The sequence below is a fragment of the Lysinibacillus sp. RC46 genome, assembly GCF_041262385.1.
GTDB lineage: Bacteria > Bacillota > Bacilli > Bacillales_A > Planococcaceae > Lysinibacillus.
In genome coordinates this window covers 1-14,335 of sequence record NZ_JBGCCF010000032.1, presented here as the reverse complement: position 1 = coordinate 14,335, position 14,335 = coordinate 1, and the positions used below count along the sequence as shown (strand labels likewise).

The following is a 14,335-nucleotide window of genomic DNA, read 5'->3' as shown; positions in this document are numbered from 1 at the left end:
AGGATGAATGTGAATCTATCGGTGATATTTGGTGGAGAAAAATATAATTTTAATTCATTAAAAGATGTAATGGCTAAGGCCAATGAAGAAAAATCAGGAGATCAGCTAGCTGGAATCGCGGCTGAATCTGTACAGCAACGAATTGCGGCAAAGGCCGTTCTCAGTGAGCTGTTAGTGAAGGATATAAGAGAAAATCCATTAGTTCCTTCTGAAAATGATGAAGTATCACGCATTATTGAAGGTGATATCAATGAGCAAATTTATGGAGAAATTAAAAACTGGAGTATCGAGCAACTAAGAGAATATATTTTATCCAACGAAACAGGCGACCGGGAATTAAAACGCTTAAGCAAGGGCATGAATTCAGAAATTATTGCGGCCGTTACTAAGCTAATGTCTAACTTAGATCTCGTCCATGCTGCCAATAAAGTAGAAATACTGTCAACTTGTAATATTACGATCGGACAAAAGGGCACACTTTCCTCAAGATTACAGCCGAATCATCCAACAGACAATATTGACGGGATTATTGCCTCATTAAAAGAAGGATTGTCCTATGGTATTGGCGATGCAGTCATTGGAATTAACCCAGTAGATGACTCAGTTGAAAGTGTGAAAAAAGTATTGCAAGCCACAAAGGAATTTATCAATGATTGGTCGATTCCTACACAAAACTGTGTGTTAGCACATATTACAACACAAATGAAAGCTATTAAACAAGGGGCACCAGCCGATATGATTTTCCAAAGTATTGCTGGAACGGAAATTGCCAATCGCTCGTTCGGCATTTCTGCTGACTTAATAAGAGAAGCAGAAGAGCTTGTGAAAAAGCAAGGAACAGGAATAGGTCCGAACTTATTCTATTTTGAAACTGGACAAGGTTCGGAGCTATCTGCTGAGGCACATAGGGGTATTGACCAAGTAACACTTGAATCGCGCAATTACGGCTTTGCTAGACATTTTAATCCGTATATTGTGAACACGGTTGTTGGCTTTATTGGACCCGAGTATTTATACAATAACAAACAGGTTATACGTGCAGGACTAGAAGATCACTTTATGGGCAAAATGCACGGCATCCCAATGGGCGTTGATATTTGTTACACGAACCATATTAAGGCAGACCAAAATGATGTTGAAGATTTAAGTGTTTTACTAACAGCAGCTGGTGTCAATTTTATTATCGCTGCACCTATGGGCGACGATATCATGCTGAATTATCAGTCCATGAGCTTCCATGATGTCGCTACATTACTTCAAACATTTGGTAAAAAACCAGCACCTGAATATCTAGCGTGGTTAGAAAAAATGGGCATTTATGAAAATGGTCGTCTATCTGCAAGAGCTGGCGATTTATCTATATTTGAAAGGTAGGTGAGTCAATTGAATGACCAACTAGTATCGATGATTACTCAGCTCGTAATGGAAAAGATGGGCAATAATGCGTTAGACAAATCTTCTCATGACATAGAAGTGCTAACAGAAGACCAAAAGGAACCACTTATTAAGTTTCACGATACAGTAGCTAATGCTAAGTATGCTGATGAAGTAGCAAGTCCGAGCGTAACAGAACAATCTAATGAACCACTAATTAGACTTTATCATACTGAATCAAGTAATCATGAACAATCATATTACAGTGCAAGTAATGATGAATCGACTTACACTTCAGTACCTATCACAGCTTTTAAATTTGAAGAGGATGAAGTGTCTGAAAGTGTTCAAGCTGCAAAAAAGCATACACCAGCAAGAATAGGTGTTGGCAGAGCTGGAACAAGACCTAAAACAAAAACTTGGCTAAAGTTCCGACTCGATCATGCGGCAGCAGTAGATGCAGTATATGGAGAAGTGACAGAAGGGCTACTACAAAAGCTCGATGTCTTTCAAGTAACATCAAGAGTGACAGATAAGGAAGAATACATTACTAGACCGGATTTAGGTCGTCGTTTATCAGATGAAGCAAAGACACTTATTCAATCGAAGTGTAGAAAAAACCCAAAGGTACAAATCATTATTTCTAACGGATTAAGTGCAAGTGCGATTGAAGAAAATGTGCAAGATGTTTACTTAGCGTTACAGCAAAGTCTTAGTAATTTAAATATTGAAATAGGAACTACTTTCTATATTGATAAAGGGCGTGTTGCTCTTATGGATGAAATTGGCGAGCTTTTACAAGCAGAAGTAATCGTTTATTTAATAGGTGAGCGTCCAGGACTTGTATCTGCTGAGTCAATGAGTGCCTATATATGCTATCAACCTAGAATGGGCACTGTAGAAGCAGATCGAATGGTCGTTTCGAATATTCATAAAGGTGGTATCCCGCCATTAGAGGCAGGTGCATATTTAGGAACAGTCGTTCAAAAAATATTGCATTACAAGGCAAGTGGAGTAGGTCTTGTGGCAAAAGAAAGTTAGGGGGCCAAACAATGAATCCTCAAAAAATTATGGCAGAAATTTTGGCAATGCAAATCATTCCAAGAGTGAATAATGAATTAGCAGAGCAATTAGATTTAAAGCCATATCACAATAGCATTGGACTCGTAACTCTAACAATAGATGATGTTGGATATGTAGCGCTGGACGAGGCTACGAAAAAAGCAGATGTTGATGTTGTTTATGCAAAAAGCTTCTATGCTGGAGCGGCACACGCATCTGGGCCATTATCTGGTGAGGTCATTGGCATCATTGCTGGTAGCTCGCCTGATGAAATACGCAGTGGTTTCGATGCGATTCAGCAGAAAATCCAGTTTGATACGTATTTTGAAGCCATTCTTCAAAATGAAAGCCACGCTCTTTTTGCACATACTGTAGCGAGCTGTGGTACGTATTTGGCAGAGCTAGCAAACGTAAAGGTTGGAACAGCCCTTGCATATTTAATTGCACCGCCACTTGAGGCTGTAGTTGGTTTAGATGCTGCATTAAAAGCGGCAGATGTAGAGTTAAAGGTTTTCTTTGGTCCACCATCTGAAACCAATTTCGGTGGCGGTTTAGTAAGTGGTAGCCAATCTTCCTGCCAAGCTGCTGCTAATGCTTTTAGAGAAGCTATTGAAATTTTAGCGAGAAACCCAGTTGTTTAGAAAGGAGGGGCTTTAGTGGCCACACTAGATAAAGATTTATTAGCAATTCAAGAAATGAGAGACGCCGTGAGACATGCCAATATGGCACAGGCTGCTTACATGCAGTATTCACAGCAGCAAGTTGATCATATCATCAAGGCTGTTGCAGATGCCGCATTTAAAGAGGCAGAACGTTTGGCAAATATGGCCGTTCAAGAAACAGGAATGGGCATACCTAATCATAAAAAAATGAAAAATGAGGTAGCCTCTAGAGATGTCTATGAAGATATTAAAGATTTGAAGACTGTTGGTGTCGTTGGTGTCGATCGAATGAAAAAAGTGACAGAGATTGCTAGTCCGTTTGGAGTCATCGCGGGCATTGTACCAACGACAAATCCAACATCAACAGCAATCTTTAAAACACTTATCTCATTGAAAACTAGAAATGGTCTCGTACTAAGCCCACACCCATATGCGGTTAATTGTACAAAGGAAGCTTTAGAGATTTGTAGAGTAGCTGCAGAACAAGCAGGAGCACCAGAAGGATTGCTACACTGTTTAACAATGTCTTCTATGGAAGCTACGCAGCAATTAATGAAGCACCCAGATATTCACTTAATTTTAGCGACTGGTGGTGGTGCACTAGTAAAAGCAGCCTATAGTTCAGGCAAACCTGCTTATGGTGTAGGACCAGGAAATGTGCCAGCTTACATTGAAAAATCGGCGAATATATCCAAATCTGTTCGCCAGCTTGTCCAAAGTAAGTCTTTTGATAACGGTACAATTTGTGCTACAGAACAATCGATTATTGTAGATAAAGTCATTGCCGAACAAGTTTTAACAGAGCTAAAGAAAAACAACGCTTATATTTTGAGTGATGAAGAGAAGGTGAAGATGGAGAAGTTGATTTCTCCTATCCCTGGGAAGGTAAATCCTCAAATTGTAGGTAAGTCAGCAGCTTGCTTAGCTGATTCTATCGGTATTACCGTGCCGGAAGATACAAAAGTACTTGTTGGTATGGAAACGATGATTGGCAAAAACATTCCATTTTCACTGGAAAAACTATCACCGATATTTGCGTTATACACTGTCGAGGACAGTACAGAGGCAAAACAGGTGATGATTGATTTATTAAACATAGGTGGACGCGGGCATACATGCTCGATTCATACAGAAAATACAGCTTTAGCTGAGCAGTTTTCAGTTGAATTACCGGTGTCTAGAATTGTTGTTAATACATTATCATCCATCGGCGCTGTTGGTGGAACTACTGGATTGGCCCCATCCTTTACATTAGGGTGTGGTACGTTTGGTGGCAATATTACGTCCGATAACATTACAGCGAGACATTTATTGAATATTAAACGTATGGCTTACGGCATTAAAGATGTAGAAGTGCCAAAACCAGAATTTTTAGCAAAACCAGTAGTAGAGAATATCAAGGCACAAGATCCATCTTTGGATACAGCAGTAGTTCAACAAATTGTTGATCAAGTATTAAAACAAATAACATTACAAAATAAATAATTTGGAGGAATGACAAATGAGTACAGCATTAGGAATGGTAGAAACAAAAGGATTAGTAGGAGCAATTGAAGCAGCAGATGCAATGGTGAAGGCTGCTAGCGTTAATTTAGTAGGAAAAGTACATGTTGGTGGCGGTATTGTCACTGTATTAGTTCGTGGTGATGTCGGCGCAGTAAAAGCAGCTACAGACGCAGGTGCAGCAGCGGCCCAACGTGTTGGAGAACTTCTATCAGTTCATGTAATCCCACGCCCACACCATGAATTAGAATTAATTTTACCAAAAGCAGAAGCTTAATTTTATTTCTGTCCAGACAAGGGCGACGGAAAGAAAAAGTCGGAGTGACGGATAGAAGTCAAAGCGACGGAATGAAGATCCGAGGCGACGGAAGGTAGTCAAAGCGACGGAAAGAGGGTCCGAAGCGACGGAAAGAATCATCGAAGTGACGGATAGAAAAGCCGAAGCGACGGAAGGAATCCCCGGGGTGACGGATGGAAGTCAAAGCGACGGAAAGAAGATCCGGGGAGACGGAAAGAATCCCAGGAGTGACGGATGGAAGTCAAAGCGACGGAAAGAGGGTCCGAAGCGACGGAAAGAATCAACGAAGTGACGGATAGAAAAGCCGAAGCGACGGAAAGAATCCCAGGAGTGACGGATATAAGTCAAAGCGACGGATAGAAGGTCCGAGGCGACGGAAAGAATCAACGAAGTGACGGATAGAAAAGCCGAAGCGACGGAAAGAATCCCCGAAGTGACGGATGGAAGTCAAAGCGACGGAAAGAAGATCCGAAGCGATGGAAAGAATCAACGAAGTGACGGATAGAAAAGCCGAAGCGACGGAAAGAAGTGCCGAAGTGACGGATGGAAGTCAAAGCGACGGAAAGAGGGTCCGAAGCGACGGAAAGAATCCCCGAAGTGACGGATGGAAGTCAAAGCGACGGAAAGAAGATCCGAAGCGATGGAAAGAATCAACGAAGTGACGGATAGAAAAGCCGAAGCGACGGAAAGAAGTGCCGAAGTGACGGATGGAAGTCAAAGCGACGGAAAGAGGGTCCGAAGCGACGGAAAGAATCAACGAAGTGACGGATAGAAAAGCCGAAGCGACGGAAAGAATCCCAGGAGTGACGGACATAAGTCAAAGTGACGGAAAGAGGGTCCGAAGCGACGGAAAGAATCAACGAAGTGACGGATAGAAAAGCCGAAGCGGCGGAAAGAAGTGCCAAAGTGACGGAAAGAGGGTCCGCAGCGACGGAAAGAATCCCAGGAGCGATGGATAAAAATCAAAGTGACGGATAGAAGGTCCGAGGTGACGGAAAGAATCCTCGAACCGACAGATAGAACATCATAAACGGAAGGGCAGGATGTTACACATTGCGTCTCATCCTGCTTCATTTCCTATAACAATATAGCGAAATAGATATAGAGGTGGCTAACTTGAATACAGCGACAAAAACATTTCCTGTGGCCATTTCAGCTCGTCATATACATGTCAGTGAAGAAGATTTACAGGCACTTTTTGGTCCGAATGCAGCGCTAACGAAGGATTTTGATCTTTCGCAGCCAGGACAGTTTGCAGCTAAAGAGCGTGTCTCTATTGAGGGACCAAAAGGTATTCTTCACAATGTACGTGTATTAGGTCCTGTAAGAGCGGCAACACAGGTGGAAATTAGTCGAACAGATGCAATGAAATTAGGATTAACCCCTCCTTTGAGACAATCGGGTGATATTGAAAGTTCAGCTGGCATCAAATTAATCAATCAAGAACAAGAAATTATCATTAAGCAGGGAGTCATTATTGCACAGGCACATATTCATATGACGGAAGAAGATGCGTTAGCATTGGACGTTCAAAATAATGAATTAGTATTTGTTGAAGTTGATAGTGAGCGACCTGTGACATTTCGAGGGGTTGTAGTTCGTGTATCAAACGATTTTAGTTTAGAGATGCATATCGATACAGATGAAGCAAATGCTGGCTTTATTGAACAACAAGCCCAAGGAAGAATTATTAGATCATTGACATAAGGAGGAGGTTAGATGCAGGAAAATTTAATCCAAGAAATTGTTGAAGAAGTATTACAACAAGTTTTAAAAAATCAGCCTTCCTCTCAGCATGACGGAAAGATCCCTGTCGGTGTATCAGCACGACATGTTCATCTTGCTCAAGCGGAAGTGGAGCAGCTTTTTGGTGAAAACTATCAATTAACACCTAAGTTTGAGCTTTCGCAGCCAGGACAATTTGCTGCTGAGGAAACAGTTGTTATTGCTGGTCCGAAGGGATCTATTGAACGAGTACGCATTTTAGGCCCTGCTCGTTCATTATCTCAAGTAGAAATTAGCTGGACAGACGCGATGAAATTAGGGGTTAAGCCACCTTTAAGGGTATCAGGAGATATTAAAGGCTCTAGCCCCGTTACACTTATTGGTCCAAAGGGCAGTGTCGTGCTAAATGAGGGACTCATTATTGCACAAGCACATATTCATATGTCACCGACTGACAGTGCTCAGTTCCAAGTAGTGGACGGACAATCGGTACAAATTAAAGTAGAAGGTATAAGACCGATTATTTTATCAAATGTAATGATTCGCGTTTCAGAGCGTTATCGATTGGAGATGCATATCGATACAGATGAGGCAAATGCCGGTTTAATCCAGCAAGGTGCATTTGCGGAAATTGTCAATGCTCAAGCTAAGGGACAAATGAATGTTCAAGAACTTTCGCCAGTCGTAAGTCAGGCTGAAAAACCATTAAGCTATCAATTTGATAAGAAACTACTTTCGCAAGTAGAAGTGCTTGAAATAGAGGCGCAGGAAATTGTGGTTCCTAAAAAAACAATTGTGACAGCATTGGCGTATGACAAAATACGAGAGCTGAATAAGACGTTAACAATTCGCTCTGAGTAAATATAGTCCATACGGGATAAAGAGGTGAAGTTCATGCAGATGGGCAGAGTGATCGGTAGTGTATGGGCAACACGTAAAGAAGAAGGGTTGAATGGCTTAAAATTATTAATTATTCAACCAATCGATTCCAATCAACAGCCGATTCGTACAGAAATTGTAGCAGCTGACCGTATCGGGGCAGGAATTGGAGATGATGTGCTCATTACAAGTGGTGGATCATCCCGATATATTATGAAAGAAAATCCATTGCCTATCGATGCGGTCGTTATAGGTATTATTGATTCTACGGAAGTGATGCGAGGTGAGGAAAATGGGTAGCGCAATTGGAATGATTGAGACGAAAGGATTAGTTGGTTCTTTTGAGGCAGCAGACGCGATGATAAAGGCGGCAGATGTGACCATCGTCAAACAAGAATTTGTTGATGGTGGCATCGTTACTGTAGTAGTTAAAGGTGATGTTGGTTCAGTTCAAGCAGCTGTTGATGCTGGAAAAGAGGCGGCTAAACGCGTTGGAGAACTATTAGGCGCTCACGTAATTCCGAGACCTGATGAAGATGTTTTTCAGATGATTAAAGGACCGGAAGCACTGAAGAAAAAGCCGGCACCAGCAGCAACACGTGCTAAAAAAACGACGGAAACAGCAGCCACTGACAATCGAGGTGAGGCAAAATGACATTTCGAAAAAGTAAAATTGCTGTCATCGGTGCTGGTCATACTGGTGCAACTTTAAGCTTATTTTTGGCACAAAAAGAGCTAGGAGATATTGTCCTGTTAGATATTCCAGAAGCGGAAAATCCGACAAAAGGAAAGGCGCTGGATTTATTACAAACAGGACCAATCGAAAAGTTTAATGTTTCTATTAAAGGAACGAGCAATTATGAGGATATTGCTGGAGCAAATATTGTCATTATTACAGCCGGTATTCCTCGTAAACCAGGAATGAGCCGAGATGACTTAGTGACGACGAATGCAAAAATTATTCAACAAGTATCTAGACAAATAAAACATTATGCTCCAAACAGCATAGTCCTTATATTAAGCAATCCAGTCGATGCCATGACCTATGTCTGCTATAAGGAAACAGGCTTTCCGAAAAATCGTATCATCGGTCAATCAGGTGTATTAGATACAGCGCGTTTTAATACATTTGTAGCACAAGAACTGCAAATTGCACCAGAGGATGTATCAGGATTCGTCTTAGGTGGACATGGCGACGAAATGGTCCCTTTAATTCGATATTCCTATGCTGGAGGGATCCCATTAGAAAAACTAATTCCTCAAGATAGACTACAGCAAATCGTAGAACGTACACGTAAAGGTGGCGGAGAAATTGTTGGTTTATTAGGCAATGGCAGTGCTTATTATGCACCAGCTGCTGCCTGCGCACAGATGGTTGAAATCATCATGAAAGATCAACGTAAAATAATTCCTTCTATCGCCCTACTAGAAGGAGAGTATGGTTACCACGAATTATTTTTAGGGGTGCCGACAATATTAGGTGGCAATGGTATTGAATCAGTCATTGAATTGCACCTGACAAATGAAGAAAAAGCGGCGCTCCATCAATCGGCAGAAGCCGTTAAACAAGTATTAACAATTTGTCAAAACATTTAACTTCTTTGATATGTAGGATCCCCAACTATATATCTGTTGTTATAAATTTTTGCCCTTAAAAATGTTTGATTGGAAACCTAACATTGGACTTGAAAGCTAGTAAAACTCCCCGTATTTATATAAAAGTAGAAGCTCTCCTTGATCGTGAAAACGATGAGGAGAGCTTCTTTGGTATATACAACTCAAATTGAGCAATTTAAGATAGGGTGAATGTTTAGACACACCTGCTGAAAAACGGCTTGGTAGCCACCGGAACGCACGTAATGCAGTACCCATTAATTTTCCTTCCTTTTATGTAAATATGGGAATAATGATAGTAATCCTAGGATAGCTAAACCAACGCCAATCCACAGTGGTGATATATAGCCATATCCTTTACTAATACCTAGGCCGCCAAGTGATGAACCAATAACAATACCAAGCGTAATAAAAGAACTATGAATGGTATTTATCATCGTGCCATTATTAGCAGTTTTCATCACCCTCGCCACCATAGCAGGATTCATTGCCACTCCAGTGAAGCCAATAAAAACAGTAGTAATAACTGCAACATATTTATTCTCAGCTCCTAAAGCAAATAAAGACAATGCTACGATTAAAATAATCAATCCACACAAAAGTGTTTCCATTGTATACTTATCAGCAAATTTGCCAATCATTATATTCCCAATGACTGTTGCACTACCATAGAGAGCAAGTAAATAGGGAATACTTGCGCTTGAAAAGCCTGTGATATTTGTAAAGATTGGCGTGAAATAACTAAATGCTGCAAACGTACCACCTATAATAAACATACTTGTTATGTACGCTGCCCAAAGATGAATATTTTTAAAGCGCATGAGCTCATCTTTCCAGTTTAAACGTGCTTTGTTTGGCGATGATGGTAGTAACAATTGAATCATAATCCCGGAAACTAGTACGAGAATAGAAACAAACCAAAAACTCGTACGCCAGCCAAAATTTTGCGAGATAACTGTTGTTATAGGTAAGCCTAGGACTGTTGCGATCATTAAACCTGCAAGAACAATAGATGCAGCTTTTCCCCTTGAATTAGGAAGAACCAATGTTGCAGAAAAGGATATGGCAACACCAAATGCTGAAGATGAAGCAATACCGGTAATAATGCGTGAAACCATCATACTATCATAGTTCCAAGCGATAGCTCCGAGCGATTGGCCAATTAAAAATACAAACATTAAAAATAATAAAGCTTGTTTACTGCGTATTCTTAAGAGAATTGCCGTTAAAATGGGACCTCCTATCACCATTGCTCCTGCATAAGCTGTAATTAAATACCCGATTGAAGATATAGGAACCTGAAATGCAAGAGCAAGCTCGTTCATCATACCTGCAACCATAAATTCAGATGTAGTCATACAAAAAATTGCTAGAGCTAGTAAATAAATAATCGATGGCATAAAAACACTCCTAATTTATTATTGTAACGATTGGTACAAAAATGATGCTAAAAAAGAGCGCACTAAGCGCCAAAAATAGATTCCAATGTTCCATTCATAATTTGCTCAGACAACATCCGATTTTGCATCGAAACATTAAGAACACGAAACCCGTAATAACTGCTTAAAAATAGACTAGCTAATTCCTCAGCTGTTTGCTTTTTTGAAATTTCTCCAGTTCGTAATCCTTCCTCCATTACTTTTTCAATAGCTAGTTTAAGAAGCTCGACATGCCGTGAGAAAATTTCTTGAATCATTACGTCATTTTTAGCTCTTTCCACACTCGCATTAATTAATAAACAACCCTTTTGATCGATATTCTCAAAATCTTCCTTTAATGCCCATTCGAAAAAATTACAAAACCGCTCTTTCAATGGAATTGGAGCATTTAATAATTCCTGCTGTTCCTTAATTCCAAACTCATGGTAACGTTCTAATACTTGTTTATAAAGTTCATGTTTACTACCAAAAGTATTGTATAAGCTACCTTTCCCGAGTCCAGTATCATTGCATAAATCCTGTGTAGAACACCCCTCATACCCTCTTATCCAAAAAGTTTTCATAGCGACATCTACAATTGAGGAATAATCAAACTCTCGGGGTCTGCCTCGTTTAGTCAAATTTATCCACCTCTCGTTTACATTAATAGAATATCTTTTTTGTACTAAACGGTCAATAAAATTTTTCAGTCAAGTAAAGTTAAAGATAAAGGTAGTAAAGCATAAGTCTTGATTGACTTTGCCCTAAGGGAAAGGTGTATAAATGAATTGTAGCAAGTAACAAATCAAAGAGTGAGGTGGTTTTGTGCTATCAATTGGAGAATTCTCGAAGATATGTGGTGTCTCCACAAAAACACTTCGATATTACGATGAAATTGGATTAATTAATCCAGATGTGATTAATGCTGAAAGCGGTTATAGGTATTATTCCATTGAACAACTAAAAAGGATGCTCTATATCAACCGTTTAAAATCCTATCGTTTTTCCCTTGAAGAAATTAGAACTATGATGGAATTAGAAGAGGATCAATCCGAAGAAATGCTTTGTTCAGCCCTTAACAAAAAGAAAAATGAAATTCAAGAAAAACTAAAGGCTTTTGAATATCTTGTTAAACAACTAAGTCATGATATTGCAAACTTAGAAAAGGGTATACCAATTATGTCGTACCTTGACGATATCGAAGTACAGCTGGTTGAAACAAAGCCAATAAATATCCTTTTTAAGCGTCTAATAATGAGCAGTGATGACTATTCATCGGGATACGGTACCTATTTTAGCAAGTTATATGAAAAAATTGCGAAGGAGCAGCTCACTTTACTCGGTAAGCCGATGACAATTTACCATAGCCCTGAATTTAATCCTACTGGTAATGATACTGAGTTCGCTATTCCAATAGCTGAGTCTATCAAAGGAACGAGAGATTTGCCTGGTAGCCTCTGTGCTAAATCCGTTTTAAAGGGAGCATATCCCGAATTAACATCTGTCTATGCTAATTTGATGAAGTGGATTGAAAACGAGGGTTATGAATTGATATTGCCGCCATATGAAATATATGTAACAGATCCACATCAAGCAAACTCCCCTGGAGATTATATTACTGAGGTATATTTTCCTGTAAAGAAAAAATGACAAAACGACCATTAGGAGATTCCTATGCAAACAACAATAAATTGGCACAAGGTAGAGCCTGAAAGCATATATATGAATAATGAAAAGCTTTCTAAGCTTGAGCACATGGTAAAAAGTGATTATCACAATATAAATGGCATTGTAATTATTAGAAATGGTCATTTAGCCTATGAAAAATATTTTAACGGCAAAGGTCCTGATGAATGTCACCATGTAGCTTCTGTTACCAAAAGTGTACTATCTGCGCTTATAGGCATCGCTATTGATAAAGGGTATATTAAAAGCGTTGAAGAAAAGGTGTTAGATTTTTTCCCTAAATATATTTCTGATGCTGATAAGCAGAAACAACAGATTACTATACGACATCTTCTCACGATGACAGTACCATATCCATTTGAGGATTGGCATGAGCCACTAGATGTTCTATGTCAACAGCAGGATTGGATAAAATATACACTTGATATAATGGGTAAAAACGGTGATTTAGGCGCATTTAAATATTCTACAGCTGGCGCACATTTATTGTCAGCTATTCTTACTGAAAGTACAGGTAAGAGTGCACGAGCGTTCGCTAATGAACATTTGTTTACACCGCTTGGCATGAAGGAAATTCCTGACTATCAAATGAACGCATATGGGTTTGATGATTTATTCGGGAAAAACGTTAAGGGGTGGGTACATGATCCATACGGTCATTCGACAGGTGGATGGGGGCTAACATTAACTACTCGTGATATGGCACGATTTGGCTACCTTTATTTAAACAATGGCATTTGGGATGATAATAGAGTTCTCTCAGAGACATGGATTCGTGAATCCACGGAAATGAACCATAATAATTACGGTTATTTATGGTGGCTACGACAAGAAGATGGACTTTCTACATATTCAGCAATGGGGGATGGAGGCAATATGATTTGTTGTATACCGAAGATGAATATGGTTGTGGCAATTAGTTCAGAATTCATCATGAATCCACGAGATAGATGGCCATTAATGAAAGAGTATATAATCCCAGCGGTAATTTAAATTTTATGCTGTACATAAAAGAGAAAGATATATGAGTTATCCAAATAACAACTTCTTATTACAATTAAGTTAATCCTCTCCGAGTAGAAATGAAAAATGCGGCTAAAGTCATTTACATTCCTAACTGGGGAGGTTTTTTTGAGAGGGCAGTAGTTCAAAAAATTATCTAAAAAATGGACTGTTTTTTTTCTTTTAAATTATACTTTTATTAAGAATTTATTAAATAAAGAGAGGGAAAGAAATGAGTAGTTATTTGGTTATCCTTTTAGTCATTATTCTTCTTATGTTAAGGGAGAAAAAAGTTAGACCAACTCGAATGTGGATAATACCGATTTTGTTAATTGGGATAACGTGTACTTCCGTTTTAAATTCAGATAAATTAACGCCGATAAGCTTTGTCTTGTACTTCATTTGTTTAATAATTGGCATAGGTATCGGGATATGGAGAGGAAAATTAGAAAAAATTCGTGTTAATCATGAAAGTGGAATCGTAACTACACAAAGCTCTGTAGCTGGAGTTATATTATTTCTTGGCATTCTTCTTTTGCGTCTACTTGCAGCAAAATGGGGAAAAGAGCATGCTGTCATATCATTAACGAATGCTCTTATGTTTATACCGCTTGGTAGTGTATGTGCTCGCCGGTATATTATTTATATGAGATACAAACAACTTACGGGATGAAATAAATATGGATTTAAAATGGTTCTTTCGCTTTTTACAAAAAATTGGTGCAGAGAATCGAACACAAGCGGTTGTATATGCCATTCGCAATAGAATAGTTTTGTAGATATAAAATTGTGAACAGTTATTATTGCTATAAAAATACTATAAAGTCCATAATATACAAAATTTTCGAAAATATGATAAAATAGTAGCGTGAAAAGGAGGATGAAGTATGACTGTTCAACAATTTACTGATTATGTAAAAAAAATGCAGCACTACGGAGAAGCATTAAGTGTGATTTATTGGGTAACTAAACTGTCGTGACAAATTTAGATAAAACTATACAAATATGTATAGAAATATAGATTTATAACAGAATACCCTTCGTATCAAGCGATTGGTGCGAACTCCACGTTAATTGCTTTTAACTCCTAAAGCCTTGTGACCAAAGCGGAG

Annotated in this window: 20 protein-coding genes; 13 read left to right on the top strand and 7 right to left on the bottom strand. The window is 39.1% G+C overall.

Annotation, left to right across the window (positions count from 1 at the left end; translation table 11 throughout):
• Positions 1–3: 3 nt before the first annotated feature.
• Genes ABH966_RS22070 through ABH966_RS22050 form a run of 5 tightly spaced genes read left to right on the top strand, consistent with a single transcriptional unit; the run spans position 4 to position 4,878 of the window.
• Positions 4–1,374 (top strand): ethanolamine ammonia-lyase subunit EutB, encoded by a 1,371-nt coding sequence (locus tag ABH966_RS22070; RefSeq protein WP_370082186.1) that lies wholly within the window; start codon positions 4–6, stop codon positions 1,372–1,374.
• A 9-nt stretch (positions 1,375–1,383) separates the two neighbouring features.
• The gene (gene eutC, locus ABH966_RS22065) at positions 1,384–2,415 is read left to right on the top strand and encodes an ethanolamine ammonia-lyase subunit EutC (RefSeq protein ID WP_370082184.1); all 1,032 of its coding nucleotides are present in this window, start codon (positions 1,384–1,386) and stop codon (positions 2,413–2,415) included.
• A gap of 11 nt (positions 2,416–2,426) precedes the next feature.
• Entirely contained in the window at positions 2,427–3,077 is a 651-nt protein-coding gene (eutL, locus tag ABH966_RS22060; RefSeq protein ID WP_370082183.1) for an ethanolamine utilization microcompartment protein EutL, read from the top strand.
• A 15-nt stretch (positions 3,078–3,092) separates the two neighbouring features.
• Positions 3,093–4,583 carry an aldehyde dehydrogenase family protein gene (locus ABH966_RS22055; protein WP_370082181.1) on the top strand — a complete coding sequence of 497 codons (1,491 nt, stop codon included), beginning with the start codon at positions 3,093–3,095 and terminating at the stop codon, positions 4,581–4,583.
• A 16-nt stretch (positions 4,584–4,599) separates the two neighbouring features.
• On the top strand, positions 4,600–4,878 hold the full coding sequence (locus tag ABH966_RS22050) for a BMC domain-containing protein (RefSeq protein WP_053482447.1): 279 nt from the start codon (positions 4,600–4,602) through the stop codon (positions 4,876–4,878).
• A gap of 58 nt (positions 4,879–4,936) precedes the next feature.
• On the opposite strand, the gene ABH966_RS22045 is transcribed toward ABH966_RS22050, so the two are convergent.
• Genes ABH966_RS22045 through ABH966_RS22025 form a run of 5 tightly spaced genes read right to left on the bottom strand, consistent with a single transcriptional unit; the run spans position 4,937 to position 5,973 of the window.
• Positions 4,937–5,083 carry a hypothetical protein gene (locus tag ABH966_RS22045; RefSeq protein WP_370082179.1) on the bottom strand — a complete coding sequence of 49 codons (147 nt, stop codon included), beginning with the start codon at positions 5,081–5,083 and terminating at the stop codon, positions 4,937–4,939.
• The gene (locus ABH966_RS22040) at positions 5,080–5,286 is read right to left on the bottom strand and encodes a hypothetical protein (protein ID WP_370082177.1); all 207 of its coding nucleotides are present in this window, start codon (positions 5,284–5,286) and stop codon (positions 5,080–5,082) included. Before ABH966_RS22040 ends, ABH966_RS22045 begins: the two co-directional genes overlap by 4 nt.
• Positions 5,283–5,453 carry a hypothetical protein gene (locus ABH966_RS22035; protein ID WP_370082175.1) on the bottom strand — a complete coding sequence of 57 codons (171 nt, stop codon included), beginning with the start codon at positions 5,451–5,453 and terminating at the stop codon, positions 5,283–5,285. Before ABH966_RS22035 ends, ABH966_RS22040 begins: the two co-directional genes overlap by 4 nt.
• Positions 5,450–5,656, bottom strand: a complete 207-nt coding sequence (locus ABH966_RS22030; RefSeq protein ID WP_370082173.1) for a hypothetical protein — start codon at positions 5,654–5,656, stop codon at positions 5,450–5,452. The genes ABH966_RS22035 and ABH966_RS22030 overlap by 4 nt, the downstream gene beginning before the upstream one ends.
• A complete protein-coding gene (locus ABH966_RS22025) occupies positions 5,653–5,973 on the bottom strand; it encodes a hypothetical protein (protein ID WP_370082171.1) in 321 nt (106 codons plus the stop codon). The genes ABH966_RS22030 and ABH966_RS22025 overlap by 4 nt, the downstream gene beginning before the upstream one ends.
• A 42-nt stretch (positions 5,974–6,015) precedes the next feature.
• Here ABH966_RS22025 and pduL point away from each other — a divergent pair, with 42 nt between their 5' ends.
• The 5 genes from pduL to mdh are packed head-to-tail and all read left to right on the top strand — an operon-like array spanning position 6,016 to position 9,099.
• The gene (gene pduL / locus ABH966_RS22020; protein WP_370082170.1) at positions 6,016–6,606 is read left to right on the top strand and encodes a phosphate propanoyltransferase; all 591 of its coding nucleotides are present in this window, start codon (positions 6,016–6,018) and stop codon (positions 6,604–6,606) included.
• Between the two features lie 12 nt (positions 6,607–6,618).
• Positions 6,619–7,485, top strand: coding sequence for a phosphate propanoyltransferase (locus ABH966_RS22015; protein WP_370082169.1), 867 nt, complete (start codon positions 6,619–6,621; stop codon positions 7,483–7,485).
• A 33-nt stretch (positions 7,486–7,518) separates the two neighbouring features.
• Complete coding sequence (locus ABH966_RS22010; RefSeq protein WP_132359031.1) at positions 7,519–7,803, top strand: EutN/CcmL family microcompartment protein; 285 nt, start codon at positions 7,519–7,521, stop codon at positions 7,801–7,803.
• Positions 7,796–8,158: a BMC domain-containing protein gene (locus tag ABH966_RS22005; RefSeq protein WP_370082167.1), complete on the top strand. Its 363-nt coding sequence runs from the start codon at positions 7,796–7,798 to the stop codon at positions 8,156–8,158. The genes ABH966_RS22010 and ABH966_RS22005 overlap by 8 nt, the downstream gene beginning before the upstream one ends.
• Entirely contained in the window at positions 8,155–9,099 is a 945-nt protein-coding gene (gene mdh / locus ABH966_RS22000) for a malate dehydrogenase (RefSeq protein ID WP_370082165.1), read from the top strand. The genes ABH966_RS22005 and mdh overlap by 4 nt, the downstream gene beginning before the upstream one ends.
• Before the next feature lie 275 nt (positions 9,100–9,374).
• On the opposite strand, the gene ABH966_RS21995 is transcribed toward mdh, so the two are convergent.
• Together ABH966_RS21995 and ABH966_RS21990 are read right to left on the bottom strand one after the other, a co-directional pair.
• The gene (locus ABH966_RS21995; RefSeq protein ID WP_370082163.1) at positions 9,375–10,517 is read right to left on the bottom strand and encodes an MFS transporter; all 1,143 of its coding nucleotides are present in this window, start codon (positions 10,515–10,517) and stop codon (positions 9,375–9,377) included.
• Positions 10,518–10,579: 62 nt separating this feature from the next.
• Positions 10,580–11,176 carry a TetR/AcrR family transcriptional regulator gene (locus ABH966_RS21990; RefSeq protein WP_370082161.1) on the bottom strand — a complete coding sequence of 199 codons (597 nt, stop codon included), beginning with the start codon at positions 11,174–11,176 and terminating at the stop codon, positions 10,580–10,582.
• 184 nt (positions 11,177–11,360) lie between these two features.
• Between ABH966_RS21990 and ABH966_RS21985 the strand changes: the two genes are divergently transcribed.
• The 3 genes from ABH966_RS21985 (at position 11,361) to ABH966_RS21975 (ending at position 13,896) form a co-directional block, all read left to right on the top strand.
• The gene (locus ABH966_RS21985; RefSeq protein ID WP_370082159.1) at positions 11,361–12,185 is read left to right on the top strand and encodes a MerR family transcriptional regulator; all 825 of its coding nucleotides are present in this window, start codon (positions 11,361–11,363) and stop codon (positions 12,183–12,185) included.
• A 24-nt stretch (positions 12,186–12,209) separates the two neighbouring features.
• Positions 12,210–13,214: a serine hydrolase domain-containing protein gene (locus ABH966_RS21980; RefSeq protein ID WP_370082157.1), complete on the top strand. Its 1,005-nt coding sequence runs from the start codon at positions 12,210–12,212 to the stop codon at positions 13,212–13,214.
• A 241-nt stretch (positions 13,215–13,455) separates the two neighbouring features.
• Positions 13,456–13,896 carry a CcdC protein domain-containing protein gene (locus ABH966_RS21975; RefSeq protein ID WP_370082155.1) on the top strand — a complete coding sequence of 147 codons (441 nt, stop codon included), beginning with the start codon at positions 13,456–13,458 and terminating at the stop codon, positions 13,894–13,896.
• The last annotated feature ends 439 nt before the right edge of the window (positions 13,897–14,335 follow it).

Coding starts and splice junctions, on each gene's coding strand:
- ABH966_RS22070 (WP_370082186.1), top strand. CDS start 4: ATGAATGTGAATCTATCGGTGATATTTGGTGGAGAAAAATATAATTTT.
- eutL (WP_370082183.1), top strand. CDS start 2,427: ATGAATCCTCAAAAAATTATGGCAGAAATTTTGGCAATGCAAATCATT.
- ABH966_RS22050 (WP_053482447.1), top strand. CDS start 4,600: ATGAGTACAGCATTAGGAATGGTAGAAACAAAAGGATTAGTAGGAGCA.
- ABH966_RS22025 (WP_370082171.1), bottom strand. CDS start 5,973: ATGAAGCAGGATGAGACGCAATGTGTAACATCCTGCCCTTCCGTTTAT.
- ABH966_RS22015 (WP_370082169.1), top strand. CDS start 6,619: ATGCAGGAAAATTTAATCCAAGAAATTGTTGAAGAAGTATTACAACAA.
- ABH966_RS22010 (WP_132359031.1), top strand. CDS start 7,519: ATGCAGATGGGCAGAGTGATCGGTAGTGTATGGGCAACACGTAAAGAA.
- ABH966_RS22005 (WP_370082167.1), top strand. CDS start 7,796: ATGGGTAGCGCAATTGGAATGATTGAGACGAAAGGATTAGTTGGTTCT.
- mdh (WP_370082165.1), top strand. CDS start 8,155: ATGACATTTCGAAAAAGTAAAATTGCTGTCATCGGTGCTGGTCATACT.
- ABH966_RS21995 (WP_370082163.1), bottom strand. CDS start 10,517: ATGCCATCGATTATTTATTTACTAGCTCTAGCAATTTTTTGTATGACT.
- ABH966_RS21980 (WP_370082157.1), top strand. CDS start 12,210: ATGCAAACAACAATAAATTGGCACAAGGTAGAGCCTGAAAGCATATAT.
- ABH966_RS21975 (WP_370082155.1), top strand. CDS start 13,456: ATGAGTAGTTATTTGGTTATCCTTTTAGTCATTATTCTTCTTATGTTA.